Here is a 12,097-nt window from a genome sequence, read left to right as displayed (position 1 = left end):
TATGGCATGGGACGCACACGAGGGGAAGACAATATGTATGTAATTGGGCTCGACGTAGGGACATCCGGCGTGAAAAGCACCGTTTTTGACGGCAGGGCAAATGTGCTCGGTCACGCTTACAGGGAATATGACCTGATTTGTCCGGGAGAAGGGATGTTTGAACTCGATCCGCGGGTATTGATCGAAAAGACCTATGAAGTGCTGGCCGAATCAACGCGGGTATGCGACAAAAAAGAAATCCGGGCGATTTGCGTCACCTCCTTTGGGGAATCGTTCGTCTGCTTTGATGGAAACGGCGAAATTTTGGGGAAAACGATGATCTATATGGATCACCGCGGTACAAAAGAGGCGGAGGAATTCAAAACGCTTTTTACGGAGCGGGAGATATTCGACCGGACTGGAAACTATGTCGATCCCATGTTTGCCATATATAAACTGAGGTGGCTCAATAAAAACAGGCCGGAGATGATGGAGCGGGTAAAACGTATTTCGTTCATCAGCGATTTCGTCACCTATATGCTGGGGGCGGACCATATCTGCGATTATTCCCTGGCCGCGCGCAGCGGAATGTTCGACTTCAGGGCCAAGGCGTGGTGGCGGCCCGCGACGGAATTTGCGGGCGTAGATACATCCGTTCTCCCGCAGCCCGCACCGGGCGGCAGCGTGATCGGCACGCTGAACGGCCGGGCAGCGGAGCGGCTCGGAATGCCGCGGAATGTGAAGCTGATCCTCGGAGGCCACGACCAGATATTGGCGGCTGTGGGCAGCGGCGCGCGTGAAGAAGGGGATATCGCGAACGGCATGGGTACGGTTGACTGCCTTACGGCGGTAATGAAAGAAAAGAATATGGACCTTGGCAAGATGCTGCGGTACAAATTCCCCGTCGTTCCCTATCTGGGAGAGGGCAGGTATGTGACCTATGCGTTCAATATGTCGGGAGGGTGTACGGTAAAGTGGTTCCGGGATACGCTCGCGAAAGACATTGCAGGACTGCCGGATGCTTATGGACTTCTGAACCGGGAAGCGCCGCAGGAGCCAACGAGCCTGATCGTGCTGCCGTATCTGGGCGGGAGCGGCACGCCGTATTCCGACGGAAGGACGCCCGCGGCGATCGCGGGAATGCGGCTCAATACCTCGCGGGGGGCGCTATTTCGTAGCTTTATGGAAGGCGAAACATATGAAATGAAGCTGAACATTGACTGTCTTGAGGATATCGGCATCAGCCTGAAGCGGATCATTACGGTGGGCGGCGGTTCCAAATCCCCACTGTGGATGCAGATCCGCGCAGATATTTTCGAGCAGGAGGTCTGCCTGCCGGAAAATAGCGAAGCGGGGACGCTTGCCAGCGCGATTCTTTGCTATAACCAGATCGGCCTTTACGACAGTATTCTGCAAGCGCAGGAGGATCTGATACGCTACAAAGACACCTTTCGTCCGCGGCAGGAGAACCTACCGGTATACCGCGGCAATTATTTAAAATACAAACGGCTTTACGAAGCGGTAAAGGAGATTTACAAATCATGATGGATGCAAGAGACGCAATATCGAGGGCAAGGGAACGTGGGACTGTCATTCCAGCGTACAACATTCCTTACCTGCCGATGGTGAAGCCCGTCGTGCAGGCGGTGGCGGATATGAATTCGCTGGCGATGATCCAGGTGGCAAGGGTAGAATGGGAGAAATTCGGATCGCAAAGCCTTGAAGCAGTGGCGGAGGAATACGGAAAATATCAAGACCCGGAGCATACGCTCCTGCATCTTGACCATGTTCCGGTGGTCGACGAGGACCAGAAGCGGGTGGACTATATACCGATCATAAGGCGCGCCATCGCCGCCGGATACCAGTCCGTCATGATCGATGCGTCCCGTCTTGACCTTGAGGGCAACATCCGCGCGACACGTGAGGTTGCCGGGCTGGCGCATGAAGCGGGGATTCCCTGCGAGTCTGAGCTTGGGGCGGTGATGGGCCACGAAAGCGGCCCGAGAATTCCTTATGAAGAGATATTTGCGACCAAGAAGGGATTTACCGATGTGGCGGAGGCAGAGCGTTTCGTACGGGAAAGCGGATGCGACTGGCTTTCGGTCGCGGTGGGAAGTATCCATGGAGCGGTCGCGGAAAACCTGCGCCACCAGAAAAAGCCGGAGGCGCGGCTCGATATTGAACACCTGAAAAGGCTTGCCGAAGCGACGGGAATCCCGCTTGTGCTGCACGGCGGCAGCGGGATCAATAAAGAATGTATCCGTGAAGGCATCCGGGCAGGTATCGCAAAAATCAACGTAGGCACGGAAATCAGGCAGGCGTATGAAAAGGCGCTGGCAAAGGATGGACAGGATATCGAGGCGGCGCGGCAGGCGGTGTATGACAAGGTGTGCGAGGTGATTACGGATATGCTGTGTATCCGGGATACGCGCAGTCTTTTGTATGGCGGCTGACAATGCCGCCCAAACGGCGTTCGCTGCTTCCGGGGCAACGCAACGGCGCAGCGTCAGACCGGGAAGCGGAGAGAATTGGAGGGGACAGGAGCATGACAACATTTGCTTTATTTTATGGAAACAGGGCGTTTATGCCCGACGAAGTGATCGACGAAGCGCGTCCGCAGCTGGAAAAGGCGGTAAAAGAAGCGGGCTGCGACTTTATCAGCATGGATGTGGGGCAGACCAGCCACGGCGCTGCCGAAACGGTGCGCGAAGGGAAGATATACGCGCGGTTCCTGGAAGAGAACAAGGGGAAGTTTGACGGCGTGATTGCATGCCTTGCGAACTTCAGCGACGAATCGGCAGCGGTGGCCGCGCTGAAGGACTGCGGCGTTCCCATCCTGATCCAGGCCTGCCCGGACGAGATCGGAAAAATGGACTTTGCCGGCCGCCGGGATGCATTCTGCGGAAAGCTGGCTATTACAGACCTGTTTTATCAATACGGGATTCCCTTTTCGCTGACGCAATCGCATGTCGTCGGGCTTGACAGTGAAGAATTCAAAGGAGAGCTGAAAAAATTCGGCGCGGTGTGCCGCGTGGTGAAAAACCTGCGTAACCTTACGGTTGCTGCGGTGGGAGCGCGTGTTTCGGCATTCAAGACCATGCGCTTTGACGAACTGACCGCGCAGAAATACGGGATCACGGTGGAAACCGTCGATCTTGCGGATTTCTTCCTGCGGATGAAATCTGCCGATCCGTTTTCGGCGGAATATAAAAGCAGGATGGAGTTTTATGAGAATTATGCGGACTGTACGCGGGTCCCTGCGGCTTCTATGGACAAGATGGTGCGCGCAAGCCTTGCGGCGGACCAGGTCGCAGCGGAACTGGAGACAGACTGCATGACGATTCGCTGCTGGGACGAATTCCAGCGGGAAATGCAGATATCCGTATGCAGCCTTGTAAGCGAGCTTAACGAACGGGGAATCGTGACGGCCTGCGAGCTCGACCTGGCGAATGCGATCTGTATGAAGGCGCTTTCGAGCGCGTCGGAGCAGCCGGCCATGTGCCTTGACTTCAATAACAATTATGGCAGCGAGCCGGATAAATGTATTTTGTTCCACTGCGGCCCGGTCTGCAATACGATGATGAAGGATAAAGGAACGATCGTAGAACATAAAATGTTCAAAAAAACGATGGGGGACGATGTGAGCTGGGGTGTAAACCAGGGAACGATCCGGGCGATGCCGATGACCTATTCGAGCGCCAAAACAGACAGCGGAACGATCGTCGCTTATGTGGATAACGGGGAATTTGTAAACGACCCCATTGAAGCGGAATATTTTGGGACGGGCGGAGTGGCCCGGATTGCGGATTTGCAGAAAAAGCTATATCGAATTGCGAAAAATGGATTCAGGCATCATGTGAGCGTTTCCGCAGGGCAAAACAGGGACGCGCTGGTCGAGGCATACCGCGGGTATCTTGGGTTCGAGGTTATGGACCTGTAGAGGCGGCTGTATAAGAAGCCGCGGTAAGGTAAAGAACTAGGGAGCTATTAATCTTGCAGCTCTATTTCCTCTAAAAGGGACCGTCCGGAATTTTTCCGGGCGGTCCCTTGCTGTGGAATGAGATAAAAAACGTGCGGAGGCACCAAGGCCGCCGCGACGGAAAAGGATCTAGCGGATCAGCAGTTCGCCTTTGATACGGTAAGTTCCGGCCCGCCAGCCCGCGCTGGCGTTTTGCGTGGCAAGACAATCGAAAACCTGCTGCGCGAAACGGTCGTACGGCTGCCTGTAGACAGTCAGCGAGAGCTCCTCCGCTTCCGGGAAATCGTCGATGCTGGCAATCAGAATATCATCGATCTCGTGGTATTGCAGCGCCTTTTTCAGCGCGACGCCGATTTCACCATCGCTGCACAAAAGGCTGCCCGGCCGGTGCGCCGGATACAGGGTGTCCAGGATGAAGCGGTTCATATGCTCGGCAAGGTAGCCGCTGTGGAACCATGGGATGTGAAGGATTACGGAATGGGGATTTTCGGCAGAAAACGCAATTTCCCGTTCAAAAAAGCTAGTAGGGGATGTGTTTTCCCGGCTCACGTATGCAAGCGGGGACCTGCCGTTTTCCCTGAGATATTGGCAAAGGGAATGGATCGCGTCGGTATTGTCCAGAATAACATTATCCGCATAGGGAGTGGAAACCGGAATATCGAAAAAGACCATATTCATCCCAAGCGCGCGTAAACGTTCGATATAAACGGGATCAAGCATTTTGTAATCGAGCCAGATGACGCAGTTGTGGATGCCGTGCAGAAGCAGGCGGAAAAGAGTGTCCTCAATGCGCTCGCGTTCAGACTGCTGTATAAAAAAGACAAGCGCATCCGCCGCATCGGCGATTCGCTGGAAATGATCGAGGAAAAGCGAAAAAAATGTACGCTGTGCGGGAGCGACAAGGGCGATCTGATCAAGCTTTCCCGGGTGGCTGCCGCGTTCAAACGATACGATATTTCCGAGGCCAGTCTTTTTCCGGATGATGCCCTGATTTGCGAGCAGCTGGAGCGTTTTCCTCACCGTTACGCGGCTGAGGCCGTAAAGCTCCGAAAGGGTACGCTCGGAGGGAATCGGCTGCCCGGCGGCATAGGTTCCTTCGTAGATGCTGCGCATGAGCGTATTCTTAAGTTCAACATACAGCAAATCGTTATCCATCATAACCTACCTCCGAAGGCTCAAAAGCGCGGCCATTCTACTGGTATTGTATAGTAATACCAGCAAAACGTCAAGAGGAACGGCTATTCGGCATGATATTGTATTTTCGGCAGGCCGACGCCTTTGAAAATACCGAGAAAACGGAGGCCTAGAATCAATATGAAACACACGGCGGTGATGAGTTCACGCGGAAGGAAACAATAGTCGTAAAGGAGGTACATGACAACCGAGCCCGCAATGCAGCAGGCGGCATAAATCGTACCGGAAAAAATGATCGGCATACGCTGGACGAGAACATCCCGCAGGATCCCGCCGCCGCAGCCGGTGATGGTGCAGATGAACACACAGGTGAGCATATTGCCGCCCTGCGCAATGACCATAAGCGCCGCCGATGTGCCGAAGGTCGCAAGGCCGACCGCATCCGCTACGTCCAAAATACGGCTGACGTTATATTTGCGCAGCGTCTTATGCCGCGAATAAAGCTTGTTGGCCGCAAGCGTGCCCACGATGGCGACGATGACTGTGGTGATATAGGAATAGTTTGTAAAGAAAACGGGGATTCCGTTTTGCAGGAGGACGTCGCGTAAAATACCACCGCCGCAGGCGGTAGTAATCGCGAGCACGATGATCCCCATCAGGTCGAGACGCTTTTGCAGCGCGGCAATTACACCCGAAACGCTGAAGGCAAGCAAGCCGATGACTTCAAGGGCGGTTGGGAAGGTGGATATGATATCTTCCAAGCTGGTTCCTTTCCGGAAAAATCAGTCTTTAAATTTTACGGCGGTTCCATATGCGATGATTTCCGCCGCGCCTTGCGTGATGGACGAGGAAGCGTAGCGCATACAGATGACGGCGTCCGCACCGAGGGCCGAGGCCTCCGCGACCATACGCCCGGTGGCGATCTTCCGCGCCTCCTGCATCATTTCCGTATAGGATGTGAGTTCGCCTCCGACGAGTGTTTTGAATCCGGCCATGAAATCTTTGCCGATGTGTACGCTTTGCACTGTACTCCCGGAGACGATCCCGAGTTCTTCCAGTGTTTTTCCCGTAATACTTTCGCGTGTGACAAGCAACATAATTTTTCTCCTGACGGTTTGGTCCTGATAATAGACAATTCTATTATACAGAGCGGGAGGGAGGATTGTAAACGGGAAAATTCCCGGAATACAAAAAAGCAAGGATAAAAAATGCGGCACAGCCAACCGGCTGTGCCGCAACGGTAAATTTTTTATTTCAGATGCTCCGGAATTTCCGTAGCACGGTCGCACTGAACGTGTCCGCAGTTGCCGCATGCCGCAGCGCCCTGACCGTTCGTGGTATCCACCCTCTTATCCATCGCCGCATTAATCACGCCGTTGAAGGGGAAGTGACCGCAAGACCAGATTTCATCTGCTTTGACTTTCCAGTTCTCAGCGATCTTATCCGTCTTCGCCGTAAGCACGTCGACACCCTCAAGGTCGAGGTCCTGCGTCGGATGTGCGCCGGATTCGTTAACCGCCTTCCGCAGGCCGTCCGGGTTGTCGAGCAGCGGGCAGGGACGCAGAAGGTTGTCAGAGAACGGCTGGCCTTCCTGGTATTTACGGAAGAGCGGGCTGCCGAGCGCTTCTTCAAGTGTACATTCGTTGATATTGTGCGTTGCATAGTGGATGAACGCGCACGGCTCGCAGTCGCCGTTGGAGTTGATGTGGAAATAACGCCGTCCGCCTGCGATACATCCGCCGACATACTCGCCGTCATTCCAGAAGTCGAGGATAAAGATCGGCTTGTATTCACGCATTTCGCGTACCCTCTGGTACATATGCGCCCTTTGTTCGGGCGTTACGCACAAATCCATAACGGCATCCTTACCGATCGGCATGTAGGTGAACAGCCAACCGAACAGGCAGCCTGCTTCGATCATCGTATCGTTCCATTCGTCGCTTGCGATGGTCTTATAGTTCTGGCTGTGGTAGCAAGCGGAATAACCGAACGGGATTCCGGCATCCTTTAAGAGCTTCATCGCCTTCATTACCTTATCGTACGTGCCCTCGCCGCGGCGCGCGTCCGTTTCTTCCGGCGTGCCTTCCACGGAGATCATGAACGTAAAGTTACCCACGCGCAGAAGATCCTGTACGAAGTCTTCGTCGATCAGCGTTGCATTCGTGAATGCGCCGAACGCGCAGTCGGAATGCTTTTCCGCAAGACGAATGAGGTCTTTTTTACGAACCAGCGGCTCGCCGCCCGAGAACAGGTAGACATAAATGCCAAGCTCCTTGCCCTGGGTGATGATCTCGTCCATCTTTTCATAGGTCAGGTTGTAATGCTTGCCGTATTCGGCAGCCCAGCAGCCGATGCACTTGAGGTTGCATGCGGAAGTCGGGTCCATCAGGATTGCCCACGGAATATTGACGCCCATTTCTTTGCCCTTCGCCTGAGCGATCGGCATTCCCTTTACGCCGGAGTTCAGGAAGAAGTTGAGAATGAAACGCTTGAGATAGTTTACATTTACGTCGGTGAGGACGCGTTTCATCAGAACGCCCTGCCAAGTCTGCTGATCCCACCAGTCCTGGAAATTCTTCACGGATTTATTCCACTGGTTGCCCTTGGTGAAACCGTCCGCCCATTTCAGGAGCTTCGGCAGGTTCTTGACCGGATCTTTTTCCAGGTACTTGAATGCCGCAGAGAACGCAACGTTAGCGCCCGCGCTTTTGATCGAGTTCTTAATAGCCATAATAAAACCTCCAATATAAGTCCTTACATTAATTATTTACAATATACAAACGTCCGGCTACGGACGGTCAATTGCAGGTCCGCTATGAATATTTTAATACGAACCATAGTTCATTTAATAAAATAATACGGATTTCGGGAGGCGTTGTCAAGGCAAAAAATCCCTTTTTAATGCGGTATTTTGATATTTCAAGATGCTATGAACCGGCGTTCAATTAAAAAATGCGTAACTATCGCTTTTTGCGTATTTTCCAAAAGAATGTTCAAAAACGGAAATGAGAAAATTTTTTTTGCCAGGCAGTGCGTTTGGATAAATAAAATGATCGAAAATGTCAGAAATTTTCATAAATTTGTTGAGAAATGAACATTTTCATGTTACAATATGAAAAAACAAGATGGGGAAACTGTTATGAACACGGAAAGACGGGAAGAAATCAAGGAATTGCTGCGGGAGCGCGGAGAAGTAAAGCTCAAGGATTTGGAGCAGCATTTTCCGGATTGTTCAAGTATGACATTGCGCCGGGATTTGAAATACCTGGAGGATAATGGCTATGTAAAGCGCACGCGCGGCGGCGCGGTTGCAATGAGCAGGCTTTCCATTGCGGCGGAGGACATCTATTCAGAACGGGCCCTTGAAAATGTGGCGGAAAAATATGCGATTGCCAAAAAGGCGCTCCAGTTTATTGAGCGCGGACGGTCTATTTATGTGGATGCTGGCACCACGCTGATGCTGTTCACCCGGGAGATGGAAGACGAATATCTTTCCATTATGACGTCGGGTGTGAACATTGCCATGGAGCTTATCAAGAAGCAAAAACCCAGCGTTACCCTGATCGGCGGGCAGGTGAACCGCAATACGATCTCCGTATCCGGCATTAATTCGTGCAATTTTATCCGCGAGGTAAATATCGACATCGCCTTTATGGCGGCAAGCGGGTTTTCGGTGGAAAACGGGTTCACGAGCGGGACCTATACGGAATGCGAGATTAAAAAAGAAGTGGTGAACCGTGCGCGCAAAACGATCGTGCTGATGGACAGCAAAAAGATCGATAAGATCATGCCGTTCACTTACGCATATATGGAAGATATCGACGTGCTCGTTTCGGACGACGATCTCGATGAGGAGATCGTGCGGGAAGCGAAGCGCAGGAACGTCCAAATTGTATGAAACCGCTGACAGGCGCAGCGGAGTATTTAAAAATCCAGGTCTTTGGAGGAAAACAATGAAAACAAAAGCGGTTAGGTTGTATGGAAAATCGGATTTGAGGCTGGAAGAATTTGAATTGCCGGAAATCACGGACGATGAAATGCTGGCAAAGGTTGTATCGGACAGCCTGTGCATGTCCAGTTATAAGGCGGCGCTTCAGGGCGGCGACCATAAGCGCGTGCCGGATAATGTGGCGGAAAACCCGGTCATCATCGGGCATGAATTCTGCGGCGAAGTCGTTAAGGCAGGGAAAAATGTAGCGCACCTTGCCAAGCCGGGCGATAAATTCACGGTACAGCCGGCGATGTTTTATAAGGGATCGCTGGAAGCGCCGGGATATTCCTATCCCTTCTATGGCGGGGACGCGACCTATATTATTATTCCCTCCGAGGCGTTTGAAACGGATTGCTTCCTGAAATACGACGGGGAAGCGTTTTACCACGGATCGCTCGCTGAGCCGATGAGCTGTATCGCGGGCGGCGCGCATGTAAACTACCATACAAAGTTCGGTTCTTATGTGCATGAAATGGGGATCAAAGAAGGCGGAAAGATGGCGCTGCTCGCGGGCGTCGGCCCAATGGGGCTAGGGACCATCGATTATGCGCTGCATGCGTCAAGGAAGCCCGCCCTCCTCGTCGTGACGGATATCGACCCGGTACGGCTCGCGCGTGCGGAGGCCCTCTTCACAATCGAGGAGGCCAAAAAGCAGGGAGTTGAGCTTCACTATGTAAATACGGCTGAAAAGGATGAAGCCTATGTGATGGAACTTTCGGGCGGCACGGGCTACGACGACGTTTATGTTATGGCGCCCGTGAAGCCGGTCGTGGAAATGGGCGACAACATCCTTGGTATGGACGGCTGCCTCAACTTTTTTGCAGGCCCGACGAACACGGAATTCAAGGCGGAATTCAATTTCTATGACGTTCACTATGCGGCAACGCATGTGTGCAGCAATTCGGGCGGCAATACGCAGGACATGCGCGAAGTGCTCAAGATGATGGGCGAGGGCAGGCTCGAGCCTTCCGTAATGATTACGCATGTCGGCGGCCTGAACTGCGTACCCGAGGTGACGCTCAAGCTGCACGATATTCCCGGCGGCAAAAAGCTTATTTACACACAGATCGATATGCCGCTTACGGCGATCGATGATTTCGCGGAACTTGGCAAAACGGATGCGATGTTCGCTGAACTCGCAAAGATCGTGGAACGCTCGAATGGGCTGTGGTCGGCGGAAGCGGAGCGCTACCTGCTCAAAAATGCAAAACCGATCGGCTGACCAGCCGGACGGGAAAACGGAAAAACAAACGGCGCGGCGGCAAGCCGCGCTGTTTTTATACATACGCAAAAAACGGCCGGCACGGAAACAGGATCCGTCCAAATCCGCCTGCACAATGAAAATATAATGAAAAAAATTAAAACGATTGCGCCGCCGGTAAACAGTATGTTACCATGAGGGCAAAATCCAAGCGGAGGGATGCCTTATGAAAAAAGAATGGGATATCATGCAGGTGTGTATCGTGGTAAAAGACCTCAGAAAATATGTCGGGAATTATTGGGAAAAATTGGGGATCGGACCGTGGAAGCTGCGGCATTTTACGAATGAAATCGTAAGGGAGTACAAGGTGGACGGCAAACCTGTGGAAGATGAGTTCGATTTTCATATCGCGACCTGCCAGATCGGCCGGGTGGAATTTGAGATCATCCAGCCAGTCAAAGGGCCGAACTGCTATTTCCGCTTCCTCGAGGAAAAAGGGGAAGGGCTGCATCATGTGAAGGTGCCGATTGAAAAGGAAGAGGTGGGCGAAATGGTGCGGTATTTTGAGGCCGGCGGGAACCCAATCCTACAGACGGGATGGGTGGACGGAGACTTCCATGCCTATCCCGACACGCAGGACGATCTTGCCATGATGATCGAACTGGGCGTGCCCGGGCCGATTGACGTGCCGTATGAGCTTTACCCGCCGGAAGCGGTCTCGAAAGAAGTATGAGGGATTCTGCGGGTGCAGCAATGCGCCCGTTTTTTTATGAAAACCGCTTGACCCTCACGCTGCGTCATAGTTTATGATGGAGCTATCGAAGGAAGGTGACGGCATGACAGTAAAGGAAGTATCCCGCATTGCGGGCATCAGTGTGCGCACACTGCATTATTATGACGAGATCGGTCTTCTGCGCCCGGAAACGGTGACGGGAGCGGGCTACCGGGTCTATGGGGAAAAAGAGCTTGTACGGCTGCAGCAAATTTTATTTTTCCGGGAGCTGGGCTTCCAGTTGAAGGAAATCAAAAATATCATGGAAAATCCATCCTTCGATGAAAAAGAGGCGCTCCTGAAGCAGCGGGACCTTCTGCAATTAAAACGGGAACGGCTTTTAGGCCTGGTGCGCCTTATCGACAAAACGCTGAAAGGAGAGCGGAATATGAGTTTTCAGGAATTCGACAGGAGCTGGATAGAAAAAGCGCGGGAGGAATATGCCCGCGAAGCCGGAAAACGCTGGGGCGGGACCGAAGCATACCGGCAAAGCGAGGCGAAGACGGCCGGGTACCGAAAGGACGACTGGGCGCGTATCGATGCAGGGATGGACCGCCTGTTCCGGCGGTTTGCGGAGGCAATGGCATTTTCTCCCGAAGAGGAAGCGGCACAGGGACTGGTACGGGAGTGGCAGCAGTATATTACTCAAAATTACTATGAATGCACCGGCGGAATCCTTGCGGGGCTGGGAGAGCTATACCGCTCAGATGAACGGTATGCCAAAAATATTGAACGGTATGGCGAAGGACTTGCGGAATTCATGAGCAAGGCTATCGCGTATTACTGCAAATAGCAGCAAAAGGCCCGGGCGGCAATAGCCCGGGCCTTTTGCCCTGCCTGTTTCCGGCACCGCGGAGACCCGGAAAACCGGGCGGGGATGCCAGGGATTCCGGCAGCCGATAGAAAATGCACTTGAAGAACGCCCCAAGACCGGTATCCTGCGGTACTTCCGGGGAACCGGCAGTTGGGATATCGTTGCCGCATAAGAGCGCCGCAAGAGAAAGAGACGTAAAAGCAGGGAATATGAAGTTTGTTAGTTTG

At 53.0% G+C, this 12,097-nt stretch carries 11 protein-coding genes; 7 read left to right on the top strand and 4 right to left on the bottom strand.

Annotated elements, in window-relative coordinates:
* Window positions 1–6 precede the first annotated feature (6 nt).
* The 3 genes from B1H56_RS06340 (at window position 7) to B1H56_RS06330 (ending at window position 3,919) form a co-directional block, all read left to right on the top strand.
* Window positions 7–1,524, top strand: a complete 1,518-nt coding sequence (locus B1H56_RS06340; RefSeq protein ID WP_162938965.1) for an FGGY-family carbohydrate kinase — start codon at window positions 7–9, stop codon at window positions 1,522–1,524.
* On the top strand, window positions 1,521–2,432 hold the full coding sequence (locus B1H56_RS06335) for a class II fructose-bisphosphate aldolase (protein ID WP_066517680.1): 912 nt from the start codon (window positions 1,521–1,523) through the stop codon (window positions 2,430–2,432). Before B1H56_RS06340 ends, B1H56_RS06335 begins: the two co-directional genes overlap by 4 nt.
* 92 nt (window positions 2,433–2,524) lie before the next feature.
* Complete coding sequence (locus B1H56_RS06330; protein WP_066519170.1) at window positions 2,525–3,919, top strand: L-fucose/L-arabinose isomerase family protein; 1,395 nt, start codon at window positions 2,525–2,527, stop codon at window positions 3,917–3,919.
* 168 nt (window positions 3,920–4,087) lie between these two features.
* Here the strand turns inward: B1H56_RS06330 and B1H56_RS06325 are convergent, their stop codons facing one another.
* The 4 genes from B1H56_RS06325 to B1H56_RS06310 all read right to left on the bottom strand — a co-directional run bounded on the left by B1H56_RS06325 (window position 4,088) and on the right by B1H56_RS06310 (window position 7,823).
* Entirely contained in the window at window positions 4,088–5,116 is a 1,029-nt protein-coding gene (locus B1H56_RS06325) for a GntR family transcriptional regulator (RefSeq protein ID WP_066517682.1), read from the bottom strand.
* An 80-nt stretch (window positions 5,117–5,196) separates the two neighbouring features.
* On the bottom strand, window positions 5,197–5,853 hold the full coding sequence (locus B1H56_RS06320; protein WP_066517688.1) for a trimeric intracellular cation channel family protein: 657 nt from the start codon (window positions 5,851–5,853) through the stop codon (window positions 5,197–5,199).
* Window positions 5,854–5,874: 21 nt separating this feature from the next.
* Window positions 5,875–6,189 carry a YbjQ family protein gene (locus B1H56_RS06315; RefSeq protein WP_066517692.1) on the bottom strand — a complete coding sequence of 105 codons (315 nt, stop codon included), beginning with the start codon at window positions 6,187–6,189 and terminating at the stop codon, window positions 5,875–5,877.
* A gap of 152 nt (window positions 6,190–6,341) precedes the next feature.
* Window positions 6,342–7,823, bottom strand: coding sequence for a radical SAM/SPASM domain-containing protein (locus tag B1H56_RS06310; protein WP_066517694.1), 1,482 nt, complete (start codon window positions 7,821–7,823; stop codon window positions 6,342–6,344).
* A 381-nt stretch (window positions 7,824–8,204) separates the two neighbouring features.
* On the opposite strand from B1H56_RS06310, the gene B1H56_RS06305 reads away from it, so the two are divergent.
* From B1H56_RS06305 to B1H56_RS06290, 4 genes are all read left to right on the top strand, one after another.
* Entirely contained in the window at window positions 8,205–8,990 is a 786-nt protein-coding gene (locus B1H56_RS06305; protein WP_082771073.1) for a DeoR/GlpR family DNA-binding transcription regulator, read from the top strand.
* Between the two features lie 55 nt (window positions 8,991–9,045).
* Window positions 9,046–10,305, top strand: a complete 1,260-nt coding sequence (locus B1H56_RS06300; RefSeq protein ID WP_066517700.1) for a zinc-binding dehydrogenase — start codon at window positions 9,046–9,048, stop codon at window positions 10,303–10,305.
* 205 nt (window positions 10,306–10,510) lie between these two features.
* Window positions 10,511–11,017: a VOC family protein gene (locus B1H56_RS06295; RefSeq protein ID WP_066517702.1), complete on the top strand. Its 507-nt coding sequence runs from the start codon at window positions 10,511–10,513 to the stop codon at window positions 11,015–11,017.
* Between the two features lie 103 nt (window positions 11,018–11,120).
* The gene (locus B1H56_RS06290; RefSeq protein WP_066517704.1) at window positions 11,121–11,849 is read left to right on the top strand and encodes a MerR family transcriptional regulator; all 729 of its coding nucleotides are present in this window, start codon (window positions 11,121–11,123) and stop codon (window positions 11,847–11,849) included.
* Window positions 11,850–12,097 lie beyond the last annotated feature (248 nt).

This window comes from Christensenella minuta, from assembly GCF_003628755.1.
GTDB classification, from domain to species: domain Bacteria; phylum Bacillota; class Clostridia; order Christensenellales; family Christensenellaceae; genus Christensenella; species Christensenella minuta.
The sequence above is the reverse complement of the archived record's forward strand: the minus strand, read 5'-3'. Positions and strand labels throughout refer to the sequence as shown.